This window comes from Bacillus sp. SRL337, from assembly GCF_984799155.1.
This window is the reverse complement of sequence record NZ_OZ481793.1, coordinates 3,904,872-3,930,364: the sequence shown is the minus strand read 5'-3', so window position 1 is coordinate 3,930,364 and position 25,493 is coordinate 3,904,872. Positions and strand designations below refer to the sequence as shown.

Here is a 25,493-nt window from a genome sequence, read left to right as displayed (position 1 = left end):
GGAGGGAAGGCCATCGTGAAGATCATAGAGGCAAAAGGGAGTTTATCGATTAAGCGCTCGGTCGACAGCGGCACAGAGCAACAGCGTAAAGCGGTTCAGGAAATTCTCAGGGAAGTAAGATTAGAAGGAGACCGTGCGTTGTTCAAATTCACAGAGCAATTTGATGGTGCTGATCTTCAAGAGCTGAAGGTTTCTTCTGAAGAAATGGAAGCAGCGGTCAAAGAAATCGGTCCTGAAATGATGAATATCATTGAAGAAGCCGCTGACAACATCGCTGGTTTTCATGGAAAGCAGCGCAGGAGTTCCTGGTTTGATACGGATGAAAACGGGACGTTGCTGGGGCAGAGGATCACCCCCCTTGATTCCGTTGGTGTCTATGTACCCGGCGGCACAGCTGCATATCCTTCTTCTGTGCTGATGAATGTTCTTCCCGCGAAGGTTGCTGGAGTCGAGCGGATCGTCATGGTCACCCCTCCGGATGAAGAAGGACGGATACCGGCAGCTGTCCTCGCTGCTGCCCGGATTGCTGGAGTCACGGAAATATGGAAGGTTGGCGGTGCACAGGCAATCGGTGCGCTGGCATACGGAACTGAAAGTATTGCACCGGTCGATAAAATCGTGGGACCGGGCAATATTTACGTAGCGTTGGCCAAGCGTGAGGTGTTCGGTGATGTGGCCATCGACATGATTGCCGGCCCCAGTGAAATTGTGGTTTTAGCCGATGAGACGGGGATAGCTGAAGAGATTGCAGCGGACTTGTTGTCCCAGGCGGAGCATGATGTGAATGCGTCGGCTGTTTTGGTAACTACTTCCGGGAAACTTGCTGAAGAAGTTTCAGCAGCAGTAGGCCAAGCATTGGTTGGACTGCCTCGCAGGGAAATCGCTGAAGAATCCGTCGAGAGGTTCGGGGCGATTTATCTTGCGGAAGATATTGAAAAAGCCGTGGAGGTGGTCAACGACCTGGCTCCAGAACATTTGGAAATCATGACGTTGGAGCCGATGGTAACGATGGCCAAGATCCGCCACGCGGGAGCGATCTTCCTGGGAAGGTACAGCTCGGAACCAGTAGGAGATTATTTTGCAGGACCGAATCATGTGCTGCCGACAAATGGCACGGCGAGGTTTTCGTCTCCATTGAATGTGGATGATTTCACGAAGAAATCATCCGTGATCTCGTACAGTGAAAAAGCACTGCAGGAAAACTACGGAAAAATCGCCAAGCTAGCACGTCTGGAAGGGCTTGAAGCCCATGCCAGAGCGGTTGAGTCGCGATTCAGAAACTAGATGTGTGACGCTTTAACACATTAACGCAAGTGGGGACAGTCCCCTGTTACGTTAATGCGTTAAAGCGCGAAGAGGGACTGTCCCTTTTAATATGGTGAAGGAGTGAAGTGTTGTGGAGAATAGCAGGAAGGCGGAATTGAGACGCAAGACGAATGAGACGGATATTGAGCTCGGTTTTACGATAGATGGGAGCGGAAATGCAACCATTGAAACAGGAGTGCCCTTCATGTCGCACATGCTGGACCTGTTTGCCAAACACGGCCAGTTTGACTTGAATATCAATGCTCAGGGAGATATCGAGGTGGATGATCATCATACCACAGAAGACATCGGCATTTGTCTTGGGCAAGCACTGCAAACGGCCTTGGGAGACAAGAGAGGGATCAAGCGTTATGGTAATGCGTTTGTTCCGATGGATGAAGCACTGGCACAGGTCGTTGTCGATCTCAGCAACAGGCCACACCTGGAAATGCGCGCTGAATTTCCAAGCCAGAAGGTCGGCACCTTTGACACCGAGCTTGTTCACGAGTTCCTCTGGAAGCTTGCACTGGAAGCGAGGATGAACCTTCACGTCATCGTCCACTACGGCCATAACACCCACCATATGATCGAGGCAGTCTTCAAGGCTTTGGGTCGTGCCCTTGATGAAGCAACGACGATTGACCCGAGAATTCAGGGAGTGCCCTCCACGAAAGGAATGTTATAAATGATCGGTATCATCGATTATGGAATGGGCAATCTGTTCAGTGTCAGCAAGGCACTGGAACGGCTGGATGTCCCTTATTTTATCAGTGAAGAAGTGAAAGAACTTGAGAAGGCGGACGGTCTCCTTCTTCCCGGGGTCGGCTCTTTCCGCGATGCGATGACTCTTTTAAAGAGACAGGAATTGTCCGGTTTCTTAAAAAAATATGCTGAGAGCGGGAAACCGCTCCTCGGCATCTGCCTAGGGATGCAGCTCCTTTACGAGAAAAGTGAAGAAAACGGCACGACGGAAGGCCTTGGACTGTTAAAAGGACGTATCATTCGAATTCCGAGACAGACACAGGAGATGAAGATTCCGCATATGGGCTGGAACAAGCTTCGATTTGTTAACAGTTCACCATTGCTTGAAGACCTGTCTGAAGACCATGTCTACTTTGTCCACTCCTATTATGTTTTTGAGGCAATCCCCGAGGAGGTAGTTGCGACAGCAGAATATGGTGTCGAAGTGCCGGCGGTTGTGGGTAATGGCAACATCTTCGGAATGCAATTTCATCCGGAAAAAAGCAGTGAACTGGGAATGATGCTGCTCAGGAATTTCACAAAATTGGTGCAGGAACGGGAGGCGGTACAATGAGTTTTACAATCTATCCGGCGATCGACATGCGCGGCGGAAAATGTGTCCGTCTGCTGCAGGGCGATTACAGCAAGGAAACGATTTATGGAGATTCCCCTTTCGAAATGGCTAAACGATTTGTCGACGAGGGTGCCGAGTGGGTTCACATGGTCGACCTTGACGGGGCCAAGGAAGGAGGCCGTGTGAACGACCAATTCGTGATTGCTGTCGCGAATGAACTGGGTGCCAACGTCCAGATTGGCGGCGGAATTCGTACCGAAGAGGATATAAAATACTATTTAAATAACGGCGTTCAGCGTGTCATCATTGGCAGTCTCGCCGTTTCAGATACACAACTCGTGAAAAGCTGGCTCAAAAAATATGGTGACCGGCTGGCCATCGGGCTTGATGCAAAGGATGGCTATGTTGCTACCCACGGCTGGATTGAAACGTCAGAATTGAAGGCCGTTGACCTGGGAGTGGAATTAACTCGTGCAGGAGCTGAAACCTTTATTTTCACTGACATCGCGACAGACGGAATGCTCTCCGGACCCAATGTAGAAGCAGTTGTAGAACTGGCGGAGGCGACTGGAAAAGAAGTGATCGCTTCCGGCGGTGTGAGCTCCATGGAAGACTTGCAGTTATTAAAGGATAAAAACGTTGCTGGCGCCATAGTCGGAAAAGCGATTTATACTGGAAAAGTTTCAGTGGAAGCGGCTGTAAAAGAGGTGACCTCATGCTGACCAAGCGGATCATCCCATGCCTGGATGTAAAAGAGGGCAGGGTCGTGAAGGGAGTCAGCTTCGTACAGCTCCGCGATGCGGGCGATCCGGTTGAACTGGCTGGATTTTATGATAAACAAGGCGCGGATGAATTGGTGTTTCTTGATATCTCAGCATCCCATGAAGGCAGGAAAACAATGATCGATGTTGTAAAAGAGGTTGCGTCAGAGCTGGCAATACCTTTCACAGTAGGGGGCGGGATCAATGCGGTCGAGGACATGAAACTTCTCCTTCGTGCAGGGGCGGATAAGGTGTCATTGAACACCGCAGCGGTTCTTCGTCCAGAGCTGATTTCTGAAGGTGCACAGTATTTTGGATCGCAATGCATAGTCGTTGCCATAGATGCCAAGTTCGAGGAAGAAAGCGGAACATGGAAGGTCTATACACATGGCGGCAGAAAGGCGACAGACAAAGATGCCGTTTCCTGGGCTGAGGAAGCCGAAAAGTTGGGCGCAGGAGAGATCCTGCTGACGAGTATGGACAGTGACGGTGTCAAGAACGGATTTAATCTCCCGCTGACAAAGGCAGTCAGTGAAGCGGTATCGATCCCGGTCATTGCCTCAGGCGGTGCCGGAAATGCAGAACACTTTGAAGATGTTTTTAAAAAGGGAAAGGCGGACGCCGCCCTGGCTGCATCCATCTTTCATTATAAAGAGACGAGCGTTGAGCAGGTGAAAGAATATCTGAGGGAGAAGGAGGTCGCGGTGAGATGAAGAATAGTACCGATAAAATAAAATTCGATGAAAAAGGGCTTGTACCGGCCATCGTCCAGGATGCTGCTACTAAAAAGGTCCTGACCTTGGCTTATATGAATGCCGAGTCCTTAAAACTTTCCATTGAAAAAGGGGAAACATGGTTTTACTCCCGTTCCCGCCAGGAGCTCTGGCACAAAGGCGCGACAAGCGGAAATACCCAGCGTATTATCGAAATGAAATATGACTGTGATCAAGATGCGATACTGGTTGAGGTGGAACCTGCCGGAGCTGCCTGCCATAAAGGGAATGAAAGCTGTTTTGAGGAAAGCTTCTATAATGCTCAAGGAGGTTCAGCGGCAGGAAGTTCCATCCTGACTCAGCTTGAGAAGGTTATTTCCGACCGTTTCGAGCAGCGTCCAGAGGGGGGATACACTACCTATCTATTTGAAGAAGGCGTCGACAAGATCCTGAAAAAAGTCGGTGAGGAAGCGGCCGAAGTCATCATCGCCGCCAAGAACCGTGACAAAGAAGAACTTAAATGGGAAAGCGCAGACCTGATTTATCACCTGCTCGTCCTCCTGAAAGAGCAGGACCTCCCATTAAACGAAGTCTTTCAAACGCTGGAAGAGCGTCACAATAAATGAACTTACTCGAAGGGACAGTCCTTTAATACGTTAACGTATCAGGGGACTGTCCCCCACTGTTTTAGTGTCCTAAAGGATTATTTCCAGAAAATATCCTCCGCCGATGGTTTAGCAACTTAACTATGTATGTTATACTACTGTAGTTAATCTATACGTTTCGGAGGACTTTCATGAGAAAAGGTTCAAATGCAAGAAACGATAAAAGCAAAATTTTATCATTTGTACCCACGGGTGAGTACTATTTCAACAAAGGAATCAAGGCTTACCACCGCAGGGAATTAAATAAATCCAAAAAATATCTTAATAGAGCCCTTCAGCTTGAACCGCTTGAGCCGATGATCGCCTGCCAGCTTTCCATCGTGCACACGGAGATGGGCGAATACACACAATCCAACCAGCTGCTGCACATGATCATCGACAGCCTCGACCCGCATATGGTTGAGTGCCATTACTTCTTGGCCAACAACTACGCGCATCTCGGCTTGTTCAAGGAAGCTTATACACATGTGTCGAATTATCTGGAAAAAGAGGAATATGGGGAATTCAGTGAGGATGCAGAGGAACTTCTTGAAATTCTCGAGCTCGATTCAGACGAGGCGCTGGATACGCTTTATGAGCATGATGAACTGATTGCCAACCAGGAAAAAGCAAGAAACCTGCTGGAATCAGGCAATTTTCAGAAAGCAGTCGATCTTTTGCAGGAAGTCATCAAGGACTTCCCTGAATACTGGTCAGCCTACAATAACCTGGCGCTTGCTTACTTTTACCTCGGCAGCACTGAAAAAGCGGCAGCAACGCTTGAAGAGGTCTTAGAGAAGAATCCGGGGAACCTTCATGCACTATGCAACATGGCTGTATTCTATTTTTACCAGCAGAGGCAGGAAGAACTGCAGGAACTGATGGAAGGCTTGGAAAAAGTCCGCCCGTTTCATTATGAACAGCGTTACAAGCTGGGTGCGACCTATGCCTTGATCGGGCGCAATGACAAAGCATATGAGTGGCTGAAATCACTGCAGAAGCAAGGCTTCCAAGGAGATGCAAGCTTTTACTATTGGCTGTCACATGCTGCCTATCATACAGGCCATGTCCAGACAGCTGAACATGCCTGGAAAAGAGTTCTGGAAGAGAATCCTGAAAAAGCAGGGGCAGAACCCTGGAATGATAAGAATCCGCAAATTGAAGGATTTGAAAATCACGTGACTTCCATCTTGAAAAAGCTGAAAAGCGAGTATGCGGAAGAAAGGCTGTTCGGGCTGTTCCTGGTTTCGGTGTCTCAGCATCAAAAAGAAGTGCTGACCCATACAGACTTTGGAGCTGTGGATGATTTTTCCCGCTCTGAAAAGCTGTATCTCGCAGAAATTTTAAAAGCAGATTCGCGTAAAGCCATCAAAGGAAGCCACACAATCAAGCACATCCATGAAACGGCTTTAGCTATATATGAGATCCATAACCCGATCAATGCTGTTGATTCTGGATTGTTCCTTACCTGGTTCAGTATCGCATGCAAGCTTCTTGAGGCAGAAAATCCCTTGAAAAATGCTAAGGCATGTGCAGCTGCAACGGAATACATCTGGCACAGATTAAGAGGAGACAAAAGAACAAAGACGTTGATTTCTGGTAAATATGGGATTACTGCTGCCACTCTGAACAAATATTTGGAAACAGTGGATTCCTACCTCGAGTAATGAGCATATTCATGGACGAATATGCTCTTCTTTTTATAGGATATGAGTAGATAGGAAATACTACAAAATATCTGTTTTTACAGGGATGAGTCAAGATGAAGATGGAGTGATTAGCTTGCTCTCTCTTTTTTTATGAAAAATCATACTGAATTCCTGTAAAGTAGACCTCGTAAAGGAGTGTTCAATATGTCTGAAGAAAAAATCTATGATGTCATTATCGTGGGCGCTGGCCCGGCAGGTATGACAGCTGCAGTATATACATCACGCGCAGCATTATCAACACTTATGCTGGAACGCGGTATTCCAGGCGGGCAAATGGCCAACACGGAAGAAGTTGAAAACTATCCTGGTTTCGACCACATCCTCGGACCGGATCTTTCCAATAAAATGTTCGAGCATGCAAAAGCGTTCGGTGCTGAATACGCATACGGCGACATTAAGGAGATCATCGACGGGGAAGAATACAAAACAATCAAAGCCGGATCTAAAGAGTACAAGGCCCGTGCTGTGATCATTTCTACCGGTGCTGAGTGGAAGAAACTTGGTGTCCCTGGCGAGAATGAACTTGGCGGCCGCGGAGTATCTTATTGTGCGGTTTGTGATGGTGCATTCTTTAAAGGAAAAGACCTTGTGGTTGTCGGCGGAGGAGACTCTGCAGTCGAAGAGGGCGTGTATCTGACACGCTTCGCGAATAAAGTGACGATCGTCCACCGCCGTGAAGAGCTTCGAGCACAGAAAATCCTTCAGGACCGGGCGTTCAATAATGACAAAGTTGAGTTCATCTGGAATCATACGGTAAAAGAAATCAATGATAAGGACGGCAAAGTCGGAAGCGTCACATTGGTATCCACTGAAGACGGCGAAGAAAAGCCTTTCGATGCGGACGGTGTGTTCATTTACATCGGAATGCTGCCGCTGACGAAGCCGTTCAGGGATCTCGGCATCACTAATGATATGGGCTACATTGAAACGAACGACAGAATGGAAACAAAGATTCCCGGAATCTTTGCTGCCGGAGACGTTCGTGAGAAAATGCTCCGCCAGATCGTAACGGCAACCGGTGATGGAAGCGTGGCTGCTCAAGCGGCTCAGCATTATGTTGAGGAACTGGTCGAAAAATTGGCAGAAAAGAAGTAATCTGTCGAAAGGCGGCTTGTCGAAAAATCGGTTCATCTTGCTGTGAAAAGGAGGAAGAGCCCGTGTGATTCAAGGGCTCGTCTCTTTCGACAAGTCTTGTCAGGGAATTACAGAATATTGTTTAGAAATAATTAACAATCCGTAATCACACCTTAAACGTACTGTAACATTAGTGAAACACATTCCGGGTAATATAGATAATAAGAAATTGACCCCCTTTTAAGAAATAAATCCCTTGTTAGACACAGGAATCGCCTGTGTCTCTTTTTTTGTCTTCAGTACTTTACCGCATTAACGCATTGAGGGACAGTCCCCTGTTACGTTAACGTAACAGGGGACTGTCCCCGGGTGCTTTAAAGGGGTAAAGCAACTTCTGGTAAATGTTCGAACATTGTAGGTGAGTTGCAATCATAGTATAATAAAGAGCAACGTAAACAGATGCAAAGCTTGAGGTGAAAACGAATGCAGCGAGTGACAAATTGTCTATATATGAACGAAGATAAAGTCCTTCTTCTCCAGAAACCGCGCAGAAACTGGTGGGTTGCACCAGGCGGTAAAATGGAGCAGGGAGAATCAATCCGTGACGCTGTCATCAGGGAGTATCGCGAAGAAACAGGAATCTATCTGCGCAATCCTCAGCTCAAGGGGATTTTCACTTTCATTATTAAAGATGAAGACAAAATCGTCTCAGAGTGGATGATGTTCACCTTCTTCGCTGATGAAGCGGATGGAGTCAACCTTTCAGAGTGTGAAGAAGGCATCCTGGAGTGGCATGTGTTTGACGAAATCAAGAACCTGCCCATGGCTGAGGGAGATCGTCACATCTTGGAATACATGGTACATGGGAAAGGGATCATTTACGGCACCTTTACATACACACCAGACTTCGAACTGCTTGCATATAAACTAGATCCAAGTTAATCAAGGAGGAAGAGAACATGAGTACAGGTTCAACGAATGATGGTCAATTGGTGATCATCACGGGCATGTCCGGTGCGGGCAAGACCGTCGCCATTCAAAGTTTTGAAGATTTAGGGTTTTTCTGTGTAGATAACCTGCCGCCTACTCTCCTTCCTAAATTCCTTGAGTTGATGAAAGAATCAGGGACAAAGATGAACAAGGTCGCTTTGGGAATGGACCTTAGAGGACGGGAATTTTTCGATCATCTTATCCAGGGACTTGACGACCTTTCAGAAAGCTCCTGGGTGACCCCGCAGATCCTTTATCTGGATGCTGATGATTCAGCACTGGTCAGACGATATAAAGAAACACGGCGTTCACACCCGCTTGCTCCGTCCGGTTTGCCAATGGAAGGAATCAAGCAGGAAAGGCTTCTTTTAGAAGAATTGAAAGGCCGTGCACAAACCATATATAATACTTCAACGATGAAGCCGAGGGAGCTGAGGGAAAAAATCCTTCAGGAATTCTCGGTCAATAAACGATCCATTTTTACGGTCAATGTCATGTCCTTCGGCTTCAAGCACGGCATCCCGATTGACGCCGACCTGGTATTCGATGTGAGATTCCTGCCCAACCCGCATTATATCGAGCATATGAGGCCAAGAACCGGACTGGAAGAGGATGTTTCAAAATATGTCCTTAAATGGAGCGAGACCCAGAAGTTCCTTGAAAAAGTGACAGATCTCCTCTTGTTCATGCTGCCGCATTATAAGCGTGAAGGAAAAAGCCAGCTTGTCATTGCCATCGGATGTACCGGCGGCCAGCACCGGTCTGTAGCATTGGCGGAATATATCGGCCATTATTTTGAAAATGACTATACTACAAAAATCACTCACAGGGATATCAAGAAAAAAAGGGAACAGTTGACATGAAGAAGACTACGGATCCCAAGGTTGTCATCATCGGCGGCGGGACAGGACTGCCTGTTCTTCTCAGAGGACTTAAGACATATCCTTTAGATATAACGGCTATCGTAACGGTGGCAGACGATGGAGGGAGCTCAGGGCGTCTGAGGGACGATTTGAATGTACCTCCGCCGGGTGACATCCGAAATGTCATTGCCGCATTGTCAGAAGTGGAACCACTGATTGAGCAGATGTTTCAGCATAGATTCGAGACATCCAATGAGTTGGCAGGGCACTCGCTTGGAAACCTGATTCTTGCAGCCTTCACATCGATTACCGGCGATTTCGTCCATGCTATCCAGGAAATGAGCAGGGTCCTCAATGTAAAAGGGAAAGTCCTGCCGTCTGCCAATCAAAGTGTTGTGCTGAATGCAGAAATGGAAGACGGAACGATTGTCACCGGTGAATCGAAGATCCCGTTTTCCGGTAAAAAGATTAAGCGTGTTTTCCTGACTCCGGGCACGATCATTCCTGTGGCTGAAACAATTCGTGCTATACGGGAAGCGGATTTGATTGTCATTGGTCCGGGAAGCTTATACACCAGCATCCTGCCTAACTTGCTCGTTCCTGAAATCGGAAAGGAAGTAAGCAGCTCGAAGGCACAGAAGGTGTACATCTGCAACCTGATGACCCAGGCAGGAGAAACACTCGATTTCACGGCGGCGGATCATGTAAAAGCCATCTACGATCATCTGCATGACGGATTCATTGACACGGTCATTGTCAACAATGAACAAGTTCCTCAGGAAATTGAAGCCCGTTACGAGGAAGAAATGGCGAAACCGGTCATATTTGATTTTGAACGATTGTCTTCAATGGGATTGCAGGTTATCGAAGACAAGATCATTTCTTATTATGATGGTGTCATTCGCCACGATACCGGTAAAGTAGCGGAGATTATCTTTTCTCTCATCAGTAAACCAAATCTCGAGAGTAGTGAATAAACTAAATTGCTGGGTTCTAAGCAGCAATAAGAACGGCATGGCCAACGCAAGATATGCAAGCGTTTGTCTTAGGGAGGTGAAGAGATGTCGTTTGCGTCAGTTACCAAAAAAGAATTAACCAATCTTGATCTGAAGGATTGCTGCTCAAAGGCAGAATTATCCGCTTTAATCAGAATGAACGGATCGCTGTCCTTTGCCAACAGATCCCTTGTCGTCAACATCCAGACAGAAAACGCAGCGATCGCAAGGCGGATCTATTCATTGATCAAGAAAAATTATGACACACCCGTTGAACTTCTGGTCCGTAAAAAAATGCGGCTGAAAAAGAACAACATCTACATCGTACGCCTGAATGAGGACACGAAAGAAATATTGGAAGATCTCCATATTCTGGGCGAGGGATTTACAATCATCCATGATATCTCTGCACCGCTCATCCAAAAGAAGTGCTGCCGCCGTTCGTACTTACGGGGTGCCTTCCTGGCGGGAGGATCGGTCAACAACCCGGAAACCTCTTCCTACCATCTTGAAATCTTTTCACTGTATCAGGAGCACAATGAGGCCCTGTCTCAGCTGATGAACAGTTTTGGATTAAACAGCAAAACATTGGAACGTAAAAAGGGCTTCATCACATACCTTAAAGAGGCGGAAAAAATCACTGAATTCTTGAATGTAGTGGGTGCCCATGGAGCCCTGCTCCGGTTTGAAGACGTACGGATCGTCCGCGATATGAGAAACTCGGTCAACAGGCTTGTTAACTGTGAAACCGCCAACTTGAATAAAACGATAGGGGCCGCTTTAAGACAGGTCGAAAACATCCGCTTTATCGAACAGACGGCCGGATTGCAAATCCTGCCGGACAAACTCAGGGAGATAGCCGAACTGAGAGTCACCTATCAGGATGTTACATTGAAAGAACTTGGGGAAATGGTATCAGGGGGAACCATCAGCAAGTCAGGCATCAATCATAGACTCAGAAAAATAGATGAAATCGCAGAAAAATTGCGCTCTGGTGAAAAAGTAAAACATTAACCATATATGGCAAAGGGGAGAAAGAAGCATGATCGAACAAAAAGTAGAGGTAAAATTAAAAACGGGCTTGCAAGCACGCCCTGCTGCTCTATTCGTACAGGAAGCCAACCGTTTTACTTCAGAAGTGTTCTTAGAGAGGAAAGGCAAGAAAGTAAATGCCAAAAGCATCATGGGCTTGATGAGCCTGGCCGTCAGCTCAGGCACAGAAATCACTTTGATTGCGGACGGCTCCGACGAAGAAGAAGCAGTGAAACACCTCACTGAATTCGTCCAGAAAGAAAGCTGACCTTAAACTCCATCTTTTCAGGTGGGGTTTTTGTTTTGTTTATGTGGTGCCTGGTACAAAACGTCTGATTTGTACCAGGCACCCTTTTTGGTTAGGAAGGAGGGAGGAGTAGGAGGCTATCGTCGAGTTTTCAGCTCCTATCGACGGGTTTGGGGCTTCTATCATCGAGTTTTCCCGTTCTATCAACGACTTTCTTCCTCCTATCGACGACTTCAGCCAGTCTATCGCCGAGCCCGGCCATTTCCAGCACTCCTGACGGAACAAGAAAAGAGCACCTGCAGGACAGATGCTCTTTCTTTAACAAAATTATTTTTTGTCGTTCATATCATTACTTGTAATGATGCGGTCGACCAAACCGTATTCAAGCGCTCTTTCAGCAGTCATGAAGTTATCGCGGTCTGTATCGCGGGAAATCACTTCAAGAGGCTGGCCAGTGCGGTCAGAAAGAATCTGGTTCAATTTCTCGCGCAAGAACAAGATGCGTTTTGCCGCAATTTCAATTTCAGTTGCCTGACCTTGTGCTCCTCCAAGCGGCTGATGAATCATGACTTCAGCATTTGGAAGGGCAAGGCGTTTCCCTTTTGCACCTGCTGCAAGAAGGAATGCACCCATTGATGCAGCCATACCGATACAGATTGTTTGTACATCAGGTTTGATATACTGGATCGTATCATAGATTGCCATACCAGCTGTGATGCTTCCGCCAGGGCTGTTGATGTAGATTGAGATATCTTTCTCCGGATTCTCTGATTCAAGGAAAAGCAATTGCGCAACGATGGAGTTGGCAACATTATCATCAATGCCGCTTCCCAGCATGATAACGCGGTCTTTCAACAGGCGGGAATAAATGTCATACGCACGTTCACCGCGGTTCGTTTGTTCAATAACTGTCGGAATTAAGTTCATCTTATTTCCTCCTTCGATCAATTAATGTTATGTTTGAAACATACAAATACTTTATGTACTGATAATAATACACCAGTTGGTCAATAAAGGTCAAACAACTAGCTCTTTAAAAGCTTATTTTTCCCTCGACAATCCTTTCTACATCATACCCATCCAATCCTTTTTTAAACTATGCTTAATGTGAATAAAAGATTATTGTTTAGCGAAATTATGTTTTTATGATTTCCTCTCCGGTTGTCCGACTCCGCGGGGCGGGCGGTGAGCCTCCTCGGCTTTGCCTGTGGGGTCTCACCTGTCCCGCTAATACCGCAGGAGGTCGGACACCCTCCGCTTCAATCAACGAAGGGGCAGGAGACAATTAGGCTGTTATGAAGCAAATTTATAGAATCTTAATGGGCCCATCAATACTTTGCAGGCAAACGTCACTTAGATTTTATTTCTTAGCAGGACAAAATCCATTTTCCTTCAAAGAGCAAACTCTGTTCCTCAAAAACTATTGCATTTCCTTCGTTTCTGAACTATAATAAGATTTCGTACGCTTGTCGTACTGATTGCCCTCGTGGTGCAACGGATAGCACGTAAGATTCCGGTTCTTAAAATGGGGGTTCGATTCCCTCCGAGGGCGTACTAAAGGCTCCTGTGCTGATTTCAGCGCAGGGGCTTTTTTCTGCATAAGCCAGCAAAGCAAATTTCGTGTAAAATTCCAAAACACAATCTATACTATAGGTGAATAATGATTTGGAGGGATAACTATGCACATTCAAATGTGGACTGATTTCGCTTGACCATTCTGCTATATTGGCAAAAGGCGTCTGGAGGACGCTATTAAGCAGATTGATCATCCAATCGAAGTGACGTACAGATGCTTCGAATTGGACCCGACAGCAGAGCGGGACATTAAGGATAATATATATGAGAAGCTCGCCAAGAAATACGGCATGAGTATAGATCAGGCCAAAGCCAATACACAGAACATGGTGAACATGGCGAAAGAAGTTGGCTTGGACTATCGGATGGATACAATGATTCAAACCAATACCTTTGATGCACATCGTTTGGTGATGTATGCAAAAACAAAGGGCCTGATGAAAGAAATGACGGAACGGATTCTTCGTGCCCATTTTACAGAATCCAAACATATTGGAGATTATGAAACATTGACGGAGCTGGCTGTTGAAACAGGATTGGATCGCGAAGAGGTTGCAGAGATGCTGGCAAGCGACGAGATGGCAGTCGAAGTCAGGGCGGATGAGAAGGCTGCACAGCAAATCGGTGTGACCGGTGTTCCTTTCTACTTGATCAATAACAAATATGCCCTTACAGGCGCTCAGCCTGCTGAAGTATTTGTTCAGGCTTTGAAAAAAGTAATCGCAGAAGAAGAAGAAAATAAAATCACATTGTTGAACAGCGACAGTGAAGACGGCGTTGTCTGTGATGAAAACGGCTGCGAACTACCGAAAAAATAATAGAATAATACTCGCCTTGAATTCCTGGAAACAGGGATTTGAGGTTTTTTAGTTTCGATGCCCTAAATCGGCGATTTTGGGGTGAGTTTCGGCGATACGATCTCATTAATCGGCGATACAGGCATATCTTTCGGCGGAAATCACTACCCTATCGACGAAAACGATAATTTCCAACACACCAACTCTACAAAGCCGGAAGTTTATATTTAAAATAGCCTGAACTAGCCCGCTTTTCGTGAGCCCACTAGCCTGCGTAGTTCCTGCCTACTAATTTCCATACACGAACCTTCTTATCTGTTGTAGAATAAGGAGAGGAGGGATCAAGGATGAAGCTCAATACCGGATTATGGCAGCGGCAATCATTGAAATTGAATATGACCCAGCAGCTGACACAAGCGATTGAATTGCTGCAGTATTCCTCCCAGGAATTGAATGCTTATTTGGAGAATAAAGCCCTGGAGAACCCGCTTCTTCAGCTTGAACCTGTTCCTTTCGAGGAACGGTATAATAGAATGCGTGAAAATAACGGAATGAGTATTGATTGGATTGAAGAGGTAGCGGTCCAGCAGCCTGCGTTATGGGAGTACCTTCTTTCACAACTTGATTTGAAAACGCTTACCTACCAAGATCGTCATCGGTTGTCTCTTTTATTTGACAGCCTGGATGAGAACGGGTACTTGCCAGCCGATGCAGAAAGCCTGCCTCCAATACCGAATCTGGTAAACTATATAGAAATTCTTCAGAGCCTGGAACCTGCCGGCATCGGGGCGAGGAGCTTGAAGGAATGTCTTTTGCTGCAAATAGAGAGGGATGTCAAAGCCCCAGAACATGCCTATCCAATCATCAAACACCATTTTGTTGATTTTTGTGAAAAGACTTGGAAGAAAATCACCAAAGAGCTGGTCATCACGCTGGCCGATGTTCAATCGACTGCTGATTACCTCAAAACGCTAAATCCCCGGCCTGGAGCAAGATTCACTACGGAACCACCTCAGTATATACGGCCGGAAATGTACGTCACGCAAAAAAAAGGCGGGCTGGAAGTCGAGTTGCTTGGTGGAAGCATCATGAAAATTCAATACAATCGTGGGTACGAACAACAAATCTCGTCGACACAGGATAGTGAAGGAATCAAGTTCCTGCGGGATAAAAAGCAGGAGTTTCAATGGATACTGAAGATGCTAGATCAGCGTAAAGCCACTTTGCTCAAAGTCGGGAAATGCCTTGTTGAAAAGCAGGAGGGCTTCTTCAGATACGGACCCGGGGAGCTGAAACCTTTGACTTTAAAAGAAGTGGCAGAGACAATAGGTGTGCATGAATCGACGATCAGCAGAGCCGTCAGAGGGAAGTATATCGGTACACCTTATGGCACCTGCGAAATGAAAGCCTTATTTGTAAGTAGTGTAGGGAAAGATGTGGACTCGGTTTCTTCAGAAGGAATCAAGGCCGAAATCACTCGGATGGTCAAAGGGGAAGATAAGAAAAGGCCCTTATCTGATCAGGCGATTACAGCCAAATTAAAGGAAAAAGGAATGAAGGTTTCCAGAAGAACGGTGGCAAAGTACAGGGACCAGCTCGACATTCCATCCTCCACAAGGAGAAAAAGATATGAATGAAACGAAAAGGCTTCAGGTTCATTTTTATACAAGAGGAAAATGTCACTTATGTGAAGATGCAAAACTCATGCTCAAGCTTATAAAAGAAGACATTCCATTTGACATGGCCGAGTATGATATCGACAAAAGTGACGAGCTGACTGAGCGGTTTGGGTTGATGATTCCAGTGGTTGAAATCGACGGGGAAATCGTTCAGTATGGGCAAATTGATTATTTTACAATAAGTAAACGTTTACAAGAGAAATCTTGAGGTATAATAGTTGAATTCTGATTCATCCCTTGGTAAACTTACGTTGAAAGCAGGGATGAATTTTTTTTGCGGACGGTGGGACACAATATGTCTAAGAGGGACGTATCAAGTCCATCCAACTAACTTGAAGGAGCTTTTTGATGGAATCAATCATTGATATACAAAAACGATTATTACCAGACCTGCTCCAGGTTATGCAAAAAAGACATCAAATCCTCAAATCGGTACGATTGATGCAGCCTGTTGGAAGAAGAAGCCTCGCCCAGTCGCTCGGGATGACGGAAAGAGTCCTTAGAAGCGAAGTCGAGTTTCTGAAAGATCAGGATTTGATCGAGATTAAATCATCAGGAATGATCATCACGGCTGAAGGGGAACTGCTTCTGAGGAAGACAGCTGACATGATGAGAGAGATAACGGGGATTGATTCCATGGAAGCGGAATTGAAAGCTTTACTCAATCTTCATGAAGTTTTTATCGTTCCGGGGAATAGCGAAGAGTCTCCCTGGGTAAAAGAAGAATTAGGCAGATCGGCAGCAATGCGTATGAAAGATCTTCTGTCTGGAGATAATATCATCGCGGTAACCGGGGGGATCTACGATGGCGGCTGTTGCAGAAAAGCTGACACCTGAGTTTGCCCAGCGCGAAGTATTATTCGTTCCGGCAAGGGGCGGTATCGGCGAAGATGTGAAAAATCAAGCCAATACGATCTGCGCCAAAATGGCAGAAAGGACAGGTGCCAAACACCGTGTGCTTTATGTCCCTGATCAGGTCAGTACAGAAGTGTACAAATCTTTCATTAAAGAACCAGAAATCAAGGATGTTCTCAACCTGATCAAGTCTGCTAATATCGTCCTACACGGTATCGGTGATGCGGTCACAATGGCTGAACGCCGGAAAACCAGTGAAGAAACCCTCAAAAAGATCCTTGCGGGAGATTCAGTCGGGGAAGCCTTTGGTTATTATTTTAACGAAGAAGGCGAAGTCGTACATAAAGTGACGACTGTCGGCCTGCAGCTTGAAGATTTGAGAAACAAATCAAACGTCATTGCGGTCGCGGGCGGCCGGTCAAAGGCGAAGGCGATCAGAGCCTATTTCAAAAGTGTGCCTCATTCTACGATTCTGATAACGGATGAAGGTGCAGCGAAACAGCTTTTAAAAGGGTAATACCTTTTGAAATATATAAAATTTCCTTAACCATTTTAAAGGAGGACTTTATTCATGACAGTAAAAGTTGGAATTAACGGATTTGGACGTATCGGACGTAATGTTTTCCGCGCATCTTTAAAAAACGATAACGTTGAGGTTGTAGCAGTCAATGACTTGACAGACGCTAACATGCTTGCACACCTTTTACAATATGACAGTATCCACGGAAAGCTTGATCAAGAAGTGACAGTTGACGGTGACACTCTTGTTGTCGGCGGCAAAAAGATCAAAGTTCTTGCTGAACGCGACCCTGCTCAACTTGGATGGGGAGATCTTGGTGTAGACGTAGTCGTTGAATCTACCGGCCGTTTCACTAAGCGTGCAGATGCTGCAAAACACATTGAGGCAGGCGCTAAGAAAGTCATCATCTCTGCTCCGGCTTCTGATGAAGACATCACAATCGTTATGGGTGTTAACGAAGACAAGTACGAAGCAGGAAGCCATGATGTTATCTCTAATGCTTCTTGTACAACAAACTGTCTTGCACCATTCGCAAAAGTATTGAACGACAAGTTCGGTATCAAACGCGGTATGATGACAACAGTTCACTCTTATACAAATGATCAGCAGATCCTTGACCTTCCGCACAAAGACTACCGTCGTGCGCGTGCAGCTGCTGAAAACATCATCCCAACAACAACAGGTGCTGCAAAAGCAGTTTCTCTTGTTCTTCCAGAACTAGAAGGCAAGCTGAATGGTGGAGCAATGCGTGTACCGACTCCAAACGTTTCTCTTGTTGACCTTGTTGCTGAGCTGGACAAAGATGTAACTGTGGAAGACGTAAACAATGCTTTCAAACAAGCATCTGAAGGCGACCTTAAAGGAATCCTTGGTTACAGCGAAGAGCCGCTTGTATCCGGCGACTACAATGGCAACCCTGATTCTTCTACAATCGATGCCCTTTCTACAATGGTTATGGAAGGCAACATGGTTAAGGTTATCTCTTGGTATGACAACGAAAGCGGATATTCTCACCGTGTTGTAGACCTTGTTGACTACATTGCTTCTAAAGGTCTGTAAGATTAGAAAATAAATGTGATATCCTAAATGATGAATGTGACATAATTTATCAGGGTTTATGTTGGATGAATTATGTCCCAGCATCTATAATGAAGTGGGATGAAGGGGAGCGGGGAGGATTCCCCGCTCTTCTTTTTTCATAAAACGGGTTCAGTACCCGATTATCCAGAAGGAGGCCTTTTGAAATGAACAAGAAAACCATCAAGGATATCGACTTGAAAGGGAAGCGCGTATTCTGCCGTGTAGACTTCAATGTGCCTATGAGTGAAGGCAAAGTGACGGATGAAACCAGAATCAGAGCTGCACTTCCAACGATTCAATACCTGTCTGAGCAGGGAGCCAAAGTCATTCTTGCAAGCCATCTGGGACGTCCAAAAGGCCAGGTTGTTGAAGAATTAAGATTGAATCCTGTTGCAAAGCGCCTTTCCGACCTTCTTGGAAAAGACGTGGCGAAAACGGATGAGGCATACGGCGAAACTGTCCAAGCTGAAATCGAAAAGATGAGCGAAGGCGATGTATTGCTTCTTGAAAATGTCCGTTTCTATCCGGGTGAAACGAAGAATGATCCTGAGCTTGCAAAAGAATTTGCGGCACTTGCGGATGTCTATGTAAACGATGCATTTGGAGCGGCTCACAGAGCACATGCTTCCACAGCAGGCGTTGCTGAACATCTTCCTGCAGCTGCAGGCTTCCTTCTTGAAAAAGAGCTTGAGGTCCTTGGCAAAGCATTGACGACACCAGAACGCCCTTTCACTGCCATCATCGGCGGCGCAAAGGTAAAGGATAAGATCGGTGTCATCGATAACCTGCTGGACAATGTAGATAATTTAATCATCGGTGGAGGACTTGCTTACACATTCGTGAAAGCACAAGGCCATGAGGTTGGAAAGTCCCTGCTTGAAGAAGATAAAATCGATTTAGCGAAAGAATTCATGAAAAAAGCAGAAGATAAAGGCGTCAAATTCTATATGCCGGTTGATGTGGTAGTTGCAGACGACTTCTCGAATGATGCGAACACGAAAGTCGTGCCAATCGAAGAGATTCCTTCTGATTGGGAAGCGCTGGACATCGGTCCTAAGACGCAAGAACAGTATGCAAGCGTCATTAAGGATTCCCGTCTAGTCATCTGGAATGGACCAATGGGTGTATTTGAAATTGAGAAGTTTGCGAATGGCACGAAGGCCGTCGCTCAAGCTTTGGCCGATGCTGCAGATACATATTCTGTCATTGGCGGAGGAGATTCAGCCGCAGCGGTTGAAAAATTCGATCTAGCCGATAAAATGAGCCACATCTCTACTGGCGGCGGTGCTTCCCTTGAGTTCATGGAAGGAAAAGAACTTCCAGGAGTATCCGCACTTAACGACAAGTAAGGAAAGGATGAGAAGTATGCGTAAACCAATTATCGCAGGAAACTGGAAAATGAATAAAACGATGACGGAAGCAAAAAACTTTGCTGAAGAAGTAAACGGTCTTGTTCCATCTTCTGATAAAGTGGAGTCCGTGATCTGCGCTCCAGCCTTGTTCCTTGATCGTTTGGTAGAAAGTACTGCTGACTATCAAGTGGAAATCGGTGCCCAAAACATGCACTTTGAGGAAAGCGGGGCCTTCACTGGTGAAATCAGTCCAGCTGCATTACAGGATCTTGGCGTGAAATACGTCATTCTTGGACATTCCGAACGCCGTGAACTGTTTAATGAAACAGATGAAGCGGTTAATAAAAAGACCAAGGCAGCGTTCAACTACAGTTTGACTCCAATCGTATGTGTGGGTGAAACATTGGAGCAGCGTGAAGCTGAACAAACAAAACAAATCGTCGGTGACCAAGTGAAAAAAGCACTGGATGGCCTGTCTGAAGAACAAGTGAAATCTACTGTCATTGCTTATGAGCCGATCTGGGCAATCGGTACAGGCAAATCTTCCACTTCTGCAGATGCGAATGAAGTTTGCTCCCATATCCGCCAGACAGTGGCTGAGCAATTCTCTCAAGAAGCGGCTGAAGCTCTTCGTATCCAGTACGGCGGAAGCGTTAAGCCCAACAACATCGGTGAATATATGGCGCAATCAGATATCGATGGAGCACTTGTAGGAGGAGCCAGCCTGGAGCCGAAGTCATTCCTTCAATTACTGGAGGCAGGTTCCAATGAGTAAATCTCCTGTTGCTCTTATCATCTTAGATGGATTTGCATGTCGTGAAGAGGACAAAGGAAATGCAGTAACTCAAGCGAAAAAACCGAACTTCGACCGTTATTGGAACCAGTTTCCGCACAGCACGCTGACAGCGAGCGGAGAAGCGGTCGGCCTGCCTGAAGGCCAGATGGGCAACTCGGAAGTCGGACACTTGAATATCGGTGCAGGACGCGTTGTTTATCAAAGCTTGACACGCGTCAATGTTTCCATCCGCGAAGGCGAGTTTGAAAAAAACCAAACGTTCGTCGATGCGATGGAGCATGCCAAAACAAAAGACAAAGCACTTCATATCTTCGGATTGCTTTCTGATGGCGGAGTACACAGCCATATCGAGCACCTTTTTGCACTGCTGAGAATGGCAGCTGATGAAGGTCTTGAAAAAGTATATGTCCACGCATTCCTTGATGGACGTGATGTAGGACCGAAAACAGCGGAAAAATATATTCAGCAGACCCAGGAAGTTATGCGGGAGCTTGGCGTCGGCGAAATTGCCACTATTTCCGGACGATACTATTCCATGGACCGTGATAAGCGCTGGGACCGTGTCGAGAAAGCCTATCGTGCAATGGTGTATGGTGAAGGCCCGGAATACTCCAACCCGTTGGAAGTGGTTGTCGATTCCTATGATAATGGAATCTTCGATGAATTCGTGCTTCCTTCCGTCATCAAAAGGAAAAATGGTGAACCGGTTGCGACTATTGAAGAAGAAGATGCGGTCATCTTCTATAACTTCAGGCCTGACCGTGCGATCCAAATCTCAAATACGTTTACGAATGATGATTTCCGTTCTTTTGAAAGAGGGCCGAAACACCCGAAAAACCTTCATTTTGTCTGCCTGACACACTTCAGTGAAACGGTTGACGGATATGTTGCTTTCAAACCAACGAATCTGGACAACACGGTTGGTGAAGTCCTTGCGCAAAACAATTTGAAGCAGCTGCGCATAGCCGAAACAGAGAAATACCCTCACGTAACATTCTTTATGAGCGGCGGCCGTGAAGCGGAATTCCCGGGTGAAACGAGGATTCTGATCAATTCACCTGATGTTGCGACGTATGACCTTAAGCCGGAAATGAGTGCTTATGAAGTCACGGAAGCACTTCTTGAAGAAATCAAGAATGACAGACAGGATGCCATCATCCTCAACTTTGCGAACCCGGATATGGTCGGCCACTCCGGAATGCTTGAGCCGACAATCCAGGCAATTGAAGCGGTGGATGAGTGCCTGGGGAAAATCGTCGATCTTATCAATGAAAAAGGCGGTACAGCAATAATTACAGCCGATCATGGTAATGCTGATGAAGTGGTCACACTTGAAGGCAATCCAATGACGGCCCATACAACAAACCCTGTACCAGTCATTGTAACGAAAGAAGGCGTCTCATTGCGTGAAGGCGGAATCCTCGGAGACCTTGCACCGACAATGCTGGACCTTCTAAATCTAAACAAACCGGCAGAGATGACTGGTGAGACGTTGATTAAGAAGTAGGTTTTGTTGATTGCAGCGGAATGCACTCTCCTAGGGTGTAGGTCCCCTGGGCGCATGCCGAGGGTGGACTCATGCCCGACTCTGGAAAGAGAGTGGATGAAACGAAAATCAAAGCGTTTTTACTTGTTAATCAAGTAGTATTAATAACAAAAGCTCTGTAAGAATTTAAACCTTGTTCTCAATGAATTGATTGGAGCGGAAGGTGTCGACCTCCTGCGGGACTAGCGGGACAGGTGAGACCAAGGTTACGTACCTACTGGAACGTAACCCCGCAGGCGAATCCAGTTCCAGCGGCCAGCGCCTAGCGGATTTCGGTCTCTCTCCTTGCGATAAGTCAACATCGGCGCGCTCCGCTTGCCGTGTTTCCTTTATCTCATGCGAGTGCCCTCCAATCCGTACGGCGCTGAACGGCCGCTTACACTTTTTATGAAGCCGAGGAGGCTCACCGCCCGCCCCGCGGAGTCGGCACCTGGAGCGGAAATCAATACTATGTTAACAATAAAATAAACCCTAATTTAAAGGAGAGAATTTACATGCCATTTATTACAGACGTATATGCTCGCGAAGTATTGGATTCCCGCGGAAATCCTACAGTTGAAGTAGAAGTTTACACACAATCAGGCGCTTTCGGACGCGCATTGGTACCATCAGGTGCTTCTACAGGTGAATACGAAGCAGTTGAACTTCGTGACGGCGACAAAGACCGCTACCTTGGAAAAGGTGTACAAAAAGCAGTAGAAAACGTAAACAACGAAATCGCTGAGGAAATCATCGGTTATGATGTAACAGACCAAGTGGCAATTGACCAGGCGATGATCCAACTGGACGGGACAGAAAACAAAGGCAAGCTGGGTGCCAACGCCATCCTTGGTGTTTCCATGGCGGTTGCCCGTGCTGCAGCTGACTTCTTCGGAGTGGAGCTTTACCAATACCTTGGAGGATTCAACGCGAAGCAGCTTCCAGTACCAATGATGAACATCGTTAACGGCGGTGAGCATGCTGATAATAACGTAGACATCCAGGAATTCATGGTCATGCCTGTTGGTGCTCCTACATTCAAAGAAGGCCTTCGCATGGGTGCGGAAATCTTCCACAGCCTGAAAAGCGTTCTAAAAGGTAAAGGCTACAACACAGCAGTTGGTGATGAAGGTGGATTCGCTCCTAACCTGAAGTCAAACGAAGAAGCTCTTTCTACAATCATCGAAGCTATCGAAAAAGCCGGTTACAAGCCAGGCGAAGAAGTTCTTCTTGCTATGGACGTTGCTGCTTCTGAAATCTACAACAAAGAAGACGGCAAATACCACCTATCAGGTGAAGGCGTTGTCCGTACTTCTGAAGAAATGGTTGATTGGTACGAAGAAATGTGCAACAAGTATCCAATCGTTTCAATCGAAGACGGCCTTGATGAAAACGACTGGGATGGCCACAAGTTACTAACTGAACGTATCGGTAACAAAGTACAGCTTGTAGGTGACGACCTGTTCGTTACAAACACAAACAAGCTTTCTCAAGGTATTGAGCAAGGTGTAGGTAACTCTATCCTGATCAAAGTAAATCAAATCGGTACATTAACTGAAACGTTCGACGCTATCGAAATGGCTAAGCGCGCAGGTTACACTGCAGTCATCTCTCACCGTTCTGGTGAAACAGAAGACAGCACAATCGCTGACATCGCGGTTGCTACAAACGCTGGCCAGATCAAAACAGGTGCTCCTTCTCGTACAGACCGTGTAGCTAAATACAACCAATTGCTTCGCATCGAAGACCAATTGGCACACACTGCACAATACCTTGGAGCGAAAACGTTCTATAACATCAAGAAGTAATTTCCTTGGAGAATCCGTCCACTTAGTGGGCGGATTTTTTGTGGGAATTTTTATATATGAAGAACGGAGAAACTAAAAAGACACCCATCTCTAAAAGGGTGCCAGAAATGACAGTTTAGCTGCCTAGTTGTTGAATTTGATTGATTATATTAGTGATATCGTTTAACGTTTGGAAAACTTCAGTGCTTTCAATCACCGATGGATCCAGTTTTCCATTTTCGATATTGGCTAAAAAAGCATCTATTCCTTTGAGCGCTTGCTCGTTTTGCTCCACCACCTGCTGATGGAGATCCGCACCCACTGCTGGTTCTTCAAGTGCGTTGAATTCCTCTATCTGCCGCTTCATATCCTCAAGCCGTGTTTCTAATTCAAGTGCCGCTTGCTCATCTGACACTGCTTGTTGAGCCAATGGAGGAACTTCATTGGCAAATGTGCTCACTTCATTAGCATAGGATGTGGCGTTTTCGGCATAATCCAAGGTGTTATTTACCCCTTCGAGCACTGAGCAGCCGCTTAGAACCACGGTAAAAGACAGTAATAATGAGAAGAATAGTTTCTTCAATGACATACCTCCTGGAAAATAGTATGCTTACATCCTTTAGTATACCATCCTGGTAAAGTAGTGGATAGAAGGCGAGAGCATACAGCTCAGACCATGAAAAAAGAAGGCGAAATTTCAAAAAGCGAATTTCGGCCTTCTTTTTACCTAGTACTAATTGATCCGCCTCAAGGCATCCGTCCCTTTCAACTGCTCGATCGAGGTGACACCGATTCCGAACATAGCAGCGCGCAGTTCAAATTCAATCCGCTGGAACTGCTCATCGAGAGCTACTTCATCAGATGCAGCCGCGCTGGGGAGCAGCGACCTGCCAAACCCGGCAATGTCTGCACCTAACGCGATGGCCTTTGCTGCGTGTACACCATTTTTCATTCCGCCGCTTGCATACAGAGGCACTTCTGGGACATCTCGTTTAATTTGCACCAGACTTTCGGCAGTTGGTATTCCCCACTCGCGGAAAGCTTCCGCTGCTTTTGCCCGTAGCGGATCTTTTGAGCGGTAAGCTTCGACCTGAATCCATGAAGTGCCTCCTGCTCCGGCCACATCGATAAAGGATACACCCGCTTCATATAGACGGCGTGCTGTACCTCCGCTGATTCCCATTCCGACTTCTTTTACACCGACAGGCACAGGGAGGGATCTTGCTGCCTTTTCGATTTCCATCAGCAAGCCTTTGAAATTGGTGTCGCCTTCGGGCTGAAAAACCTCCTGCAGGCTGTTAAGGTGGAGAATGAGTGCATCCGCTTCAATGAGGTCAACAGCACGCTGGCATTGTTCGACTCCATAGCCGTAATTGAATTGAACCGCCCCGATGTTTGCCAAGATAGGAATGGTGGGAGCATGCTTGCGTACATTATACGAATAGACAGTTTGTTCCTTCTCCAGCGCTGTCCTCATCGAACCGACACCCATTGCCCATCCCCGCCTTTCTGCAGTTTTTGCGAGTGTCTCATTAATTTTGGCAGCCGTTTCGGTTCCGCCTGTCATCGAACTGATTAGAAACGGTGCTTTCAGGTGCTTATCCAAAAGGCATGTACTGAGATCAACCTCACGAAAATCAATTTCCGGAAGGGCGTTATGCTGAAACCGGAACGCTTCGAACCCGGTGGTCATCTCATCCGATTCCACTTCCTTTGTTAAGCAAATATCAATGTGCTCATTTTTTCTTTGCTCTGTGGTATTGCGCTTCTTATTGGTCATAGAAATTCCTCCTCTTCAGCTGCTGCAAGATGAGTCTGAAATCAGAAGCGATTGTACAAGGGAAATCGGTCATCAACGCTTAAGTAACCTTAATTCATC

24 protein-coding genes, 1 tRNA gene and 1 pseudogene are annotated in these 25,493 nt (G+C 46.3%); 23 read left to right on the top strand and 3 right to left on the bottom strand.

All coding sequences use genetic code 11. From position 1 onward, the window contains the following. Window positions 1-15: 15 nt before the first annotated feature. The 13 genes from hisD (at window position 16) to AC4E8A_RS19815 (ending at window position 11,669) form a co-directional block, all read left to right on the top strand. Window positions 16-1,284 carry a histidinol dehydrogenase gene (gene hisD, locus AC4E8A_RS19875; RefSeq protein ID WP_490195521.1) on the top strand — a complete coding sequence of 423 codons (1,269 nt, stop codon included), beginning with the start codon at window positions 16-18 and terminating at the stop codon, window positions 1,282-1,284. A 112-nt stretch (window positions 1,285-1,396) separates the two neighbouring features. Further along, a complete protein-coding gene (hisB, locus tag AC4E8A_RS19870) occupies window positions 1,397-1,990 on the top strand; it encodes an imidazoleglycerol-phosphate dehydratase HisB (protein WP_490195520.1) in 594 nt (197 codons plus the stop codon). Beyond that, complete coding sequence (hisH, locus tag AC4E8A_RS19865) at window positions 1,991-2,620, top strand: imidazole glycerol phosphate synthase subunit HisH (RefSeq protein ID WP_490195519.1); 630 nt, start codon at window positions 1,991-1,993, stop codon at window positions 2,618-2,620. It begins immediately after the preceding gene. Then, window positions 2,617-3,342 carry a 1-(5-phosphoribosyl)-5-[(5-phosphoribosylamino)methylideneamino]imidazole-4-carboxamide isomerase gene (gene hisA, locus AC4E8A_RS19860; protein ID WP_490195518.1) on the top strand — a complete coding sequence of 242 codons (726 nt, stop codon included), beginning with the start codon at window positions 2,617-2,619 and terminating at the stop codon, window positions 3,340-3,342. Before hisH ends, hisA begins: the two co-directional genes overlap by 4 nt. Continuing rightward, a complete protein-coding gene (gene hisF / locus AC4E8A_RS19855; protein WP_490195517.1) occupies window positions 3,336-4,094 on the top strand; it encodes an imidazole glycerol phosphate synthase subunit HisF in 759 nt (252 codons plus the stop codon). Before hisA ends, hisF begins: the two co-directional genes overlap by 7 nt. Continuing rightward, window positions 4,091-4,720: a bifunctional phosphoribosyl-AMP cyclohydrolase/phosphoribosyl-ATP diphosphatase HisIE gene (gene hisIE, locus AC4E8A_RS19850; RefSeq protein WP_490195516.1), complete on the top strand. Its 630-nt coding sequence runs from the start codon at window positions 4,091-4,093 to the stop codon at window positions 4,718-4,720. Before hisF ends, hisIE begins: the two co-directional genes overlap by 4 nt. Before the next feature lie 170 nt (window positions 4,721-4,890). After that, window positions 4,891-6,405: a tetratricopeptide repeat protein gene (locus AC4E8A_RS19845; RefSeq protein WP_490195515.1), complete on the top strand. Its 1,515-nt coding sequence runs from the start codon at window positions 4,891-4,893 to the stop codon at window positions 6,403-6,405. 186 nt (window positions 6,406-6,591) lie between these two features. Further along, complete coding sequence (gene trxB / locus AC4E8A_RS19840; RefSeq protein WP_490195514.1) at window positions 6,592-7,542, top strand: thioredoxin-disulfide reductase; 951 nt, start codon at window positions 6,592-6,594, stop codon at window positions 7,540-7,542. A gap of 462 nt (window positions 7,543-8,004) precedes the next feature. Beyond that, window positions 8,005-8,463 carry an NUDIX hydrolase gene (locus tag AC4E8A_RS19835; protein ID WP_490195513.1) on the top strand — a complete coding sequence of 153 codons (459 nt, stop codon included), beginning with the start codon at window positions 8,005-8,007 and terminating at the stop codon, window positions 8,461-8,463. A 17-nt stretch (window positions 8,464-8,480) separates the two neighbouring features. Continuing rightward, window positions 8,481-9,374 carry an RNase adapter RapZ gene (rapZ, locus tag AC4E8A_RS19830; RefSeq protein ID WP_490195512.1) on the top strand — a complete coding sequence of 298 codons (894 nt, stop codon included), beginning with the start codon at window positions 8,481-8,483 and terminating at the stop codon, window positions 9,372-9,374. Beyond that, the gene (locus AC4E8A_RS19825) at window positions 9,371-10,351 is read left to right on the top strand and encodes a gluconeogenesis factor YvcK family protein (protein ID WP_490195511.1); all 981 of its coding nucleotides are present in this window, start codon (window positions 9,371-9,373) and stop codon (window positions 10,349-10,351) included. The genes rapZ and AC4E8A_RS19825 overlap by 4 nt, the downstream gene beginning before the upstream one ends. Before the next feature lie 84 nt (window positions 10,352-10,435). Beyond that, window positions 10,436-11,383 carry a DNA-binding protein WhiA gene (whiA, locus tag AC4E8A_RS19820; RefSeq protein WP_490195510.1) on the top strand — a complete coding sequence of 316 codons (948 nt, stop codon included), beginning with the start codon at window positions 10,436-10,438 and terminating at the stop codon, window positions 11,381-11,383. Window positions 11,384-11,411: 28 nt separating this feature from the next. Next, complete coding sequence (locus tag AC4E8A_RS19815) at window positions 11,412-11,669, top strand: HPr family phosphocarrier protein (RefSeq protein WP_490195509.1); 258 nt, start codon at window positions 11,412-11,414, stop codon at window positions 11,667-11,669. Window positions 11,670-11,975: 306 nt separating this feature from the next. On the opposite strand, the gene clpP is transcribed toward AC4E8A_RS19815, so the two are convergent. After that, window positions 11,976-12,575 carry an ATP-dependent Clp endopeptidase proteolytic subunit ClpP gene (gene clpP / locus AC4E8A_RS19810; protein WP_490195508.1) on the bottom strand — a complete coding sequence of 200 codons (600 nt, stop codon included), beginning with the start codon at window positions 12,573-12,575 and terminating at the stop codon, window positions 11,976-11,978. Between the two features lie 553 nt (window positions 12,576-13,128). Between clpP and AC4E8A_RS19805 the strand changes: the two genes are divergently transcribed. The 10 genes and pseudogenes from AC4E8A_RS19805 to eno all read left to right on the top strand — a co-directional run bounded on the left by AC4E8A_RS19805 (window position 13,129) and on the right by eno (window position 23,635). After that, window positions 13,129-13,200 (top strand) — tRNA-Arg (locus AC4E8A_RS19805). A 172-nt stretch (window positions 13,201-13,372) separates the two neighbouring features. Next, window positions 13,373-14,041, top strand: coding sequence for a DsbA family oxidoreductase (locus AC4E8A_RS19800; protein WP_490198946.1), 669 nt, complete (start codon window positions 13,373-13,375; stop codon window positions 14,039-14,041). 326 nt (window positions 14,042-14,367) lie between these two features. Continuing rightward, complete coding sequence (gene rpoN / locus AC4E8A_RS19795; RefSeq protein ID WP_490195507.1) at window positions 14,368-15,657, top strand: RNA polymerase factor sigma-54; 1,290 nt, start codon at window positions 14,368-14,370, stop codon at window positions 15,655-15,657. Then, entirely contained in the window at window positions 15,650-15,907 is a 258-nt protein-coding gene (locus AC4E8A_RS19790; protein WP_490195506.1) for a glutaredoxin family protein, read from the top strand. Before rpoN ends, AC4E8A_RS19790 begins: the two co-directional genes overlap by 8 nt. 140 nt (window positions 15,908-16,047) lie before the next feature. Further along, a pseudogene (locus tag AC4E8A_RS19785) lies at window positions 16,048-17,071 on the top strand (sugar-binding transcriptional regulator). A gap of 54 nt (window positions 17,072-17,125) precedes the next feature. Next, window positions 17,126-18,133: a type I glyceraldehyde-3-phosphate dehydrogenase gene (gene gap / locus AC4E8A_RS19780; RefSeq protein ID WP_490195505.1), complete on the top strand. Its 1,008-nt coding sequence runs from the start codon at window positions 17,126-17,128 to the stop codon at window positions 18,131-18,133. Window positions 18,134-18,318: 185 nt separating this feature from the next. Further along, a complete protein-coding gene (locus tag AC4E8A_RS19775) occupies window positions 18,319-19,503 on the top strand; it encodes a phosphoglycerate kinase (protein WP_490195504.1) in 1,185 nt (394 codons plus the stop codon). A gap of 16 nt (window positions 19,504-19,519) precedes the next feature. After that, complete coding sequence (gene tpiA, locus AC4E8A_RS19770; protein WP_490195503.1) at window positions 19,520-20,281, top strand: triose-phosphate isomerase; 762 nt, start codon at window positions 19,520-19,522, stop codon at window positions 20,279-20,281. Further along, window positions 20,274-21,809 carry a 2,3-bisphosphoglycerate-independent phosphoglycerate mutase gene (gene gpmI, locus AC4E8A_RS19765; RefSeq protein ID WP_490195502.1) on the top strand — a complete coding sequence of 512 codons (1,536 nt, stop codon included), beginning with the start codon at window positions 20,274-20,276 and terminating at the stop codon, window positions 21,807-21,809. The genes tpiA and gpmI overlap by 8 nt, the downstream gene beginning before the upstream one ends. Window positions 21,810-22,342: 533 nt before the next feature. Further along, a complete protein-coding gene (gene eno / locus AC4E8A_RS19760; RefSeq protein WP_490195501.1) occupies window positions 22,343-23,635 on the top strand; it encodes a phosphopyruvate hydratase in 1,293 nt (430 codons plus the stop codon). A gap of 115 nt (window positions 23,636-23,750) precedes the next feature. On the opposite strand, the gene AC4E8A_RS19755 is transcribed toward eno, so the two are convergent. Together AC4E8A_RS19755 and fni are read right to left on the bottom strand one after the other, a co-directional pair. Next, window positions 23,751-24,203 carry a DUF6376 family protein gene (locus AC4E8A_RS19755; protein WP_490195500.1) on the bottom strand — a complete coding sequence of 151 codons (453 nt, stop codon included), beginning with the start codon at window positions 24,201-24,203 and terminating at the stop codon, window positions 23,751-23,753. A gap of 144 nt (window positions 24,204-24,347) precedes the next feature. Beyond that, the gene (fni, locus tag AC4E8A_RS19750) at window positions 24,348-25,394 is read right to left on the bottom strand and encodes a type 2 isopentenyl-diphosphate Delta-isomerase (RefSeq protein WP_490195499.1); all 1,047 of its coding nucleotides are present in this window, start codon (window positions 25,392-25,394) and stop codon (window positions 24,348-24,350) included. Window positions 25,395-25,493 lie beyond the last annotated feature (99 nt).

Bases quoted from the DNA above. Each gene is read 5' to 3' on its own strand.
- fni (WP_490195499.1), bottom strand. From the start codon at position 25,394: ATGACCAATAAGAAGCGCAATACCACAGAGCAAAGAAAAAATGAGCAC.
- tpiA (WP_490195503.1), top strand. From the start codon at position 19,520: ATGCGTAAACCAATTATCGCAGGAAACTGGAAAATGAATAAAACGATG.
- rpoN (WP_490195507.1), top strand. From the start codon at position 14,368: ATGAAGCTCAATACCGGATTATGGCAGCGGCAATCATTGAAATTGAAT.
- AC4E8A_RS19790 (WP_490195506.1), top strand. From the start codon at position 15,650: ATGAATGAAACGAAAAGGCTTCAGGTTCATTTTTATACAAGAGGAAAA.
- trxB (WP_490195514.1), top strand. From the start codon at position 6,592: ATGTCTGAAGAAAAAATCTATGATGTCATTATCGTGGGCGCTGGCCCG.
- AC4E8A_RS19825 (WP_490195511.1), top strand. From the start codon at position 9,371: ATGAAGAAGACTACGGATCCCAAGGTTGTCATCATCGGCGGCGGGACA.
- gpmI (WP_490195502.1), top strand. From the start codon at position 20,274: ATGAGTAAATCTCCTGTTGCTCTTATCATCTTAGATGGATTTGCATGT.
- gap (WP_490195505.1), top strand. From the start codon at position 17,126: ATGACAGTAAAAGTTGGAATTAACGGATTTGGACGTATCGGACGTAAT.
- clpP (WP_490195508.1), bottom strand. From the start codon at position 12,575: ATGAACTTAATTCCGACAGTTATTGAACAAACGAACCGCGGTGAACGT.
- eno (WP_490195501.1), top strand. From the start codon at position 22,343: ATGCCATTTATTACAGACGTATATGCTCGCGAAGTATTGGATTCCCGC.
- AC4E8A_RS19845 (WP_490195515.1), top strand. From the start codon at position 4,891: ATGAGAAAAGGTTCAAATGCAAGAAACGATAAAAGCAAAATTTTATCA.
- AC4E8A_RS19755 (WP_490195500.1), bottom strand. From the start codon at position 24,203: ATGTCATTGAAGAAACTATTCTTCTCATTATTACTGTCTTTTACCGTG.
- AC4E8A_RS19835 (WP_490195513.1), top strand. From the start codon at position 8,005: ATGCAGCGAGTGACAAATTGTCTATATATGAACGAAGATAAAGTCCTT.
- hisA (WP_490195518.1), top strand. From the start codon at position 2,617: ATGAGTTTTACAATCTATCCGGCGATCGACATGCGCGGCGGAAAATGT.
- hisH (WP_490195519.1), top strand. From the start codon at position 1,991: ATGATCGGTATCATCGATTATGGAATGGGCAATCTGTTCAGTGTCAGC.
- hisF (WP_490195517.1), top strand. From the start codon at position 3,336: ATGCTGACCAAGCGGATCATCCCATGCCTGGATGTAAAAGAGGGCAGG.
- hisIE (WP_490195516.1), top strand. From the start codon at position 4,091: ATGAAGAATAGTACCGATAAAATAAAATTCGATGAAAAAGGGCTTGTA.
- AC4E8A_RS19775 (WP_490195504.1), top strand. From the start codon at position 18,319: ATGAACAAGAAAACCATCAAGGATATCGACTTGAAAGGGAAGCGCGTA.
- AC4E8A_RS19815 (WP_490195509.1), top strand. From the start codon at position 11,412: ATGATCGAACAAAAAGTAGAGGTAAAATTAAAAACGGGCTTGCAAGCA.
- rapZ (WP_490195512.1), top strand. From the start codon at position 8,481: ATGAGTACAGGTTCAACGAATGATGGTCAATTGGTGATCATCACGGGC.
- whiA (WP_490195510.1), top strand. From the start codon at position 10,436: ATGTCGTTTGCGTCAGTTACCAAAAAAGAATTAACCAATCTTGATCTG.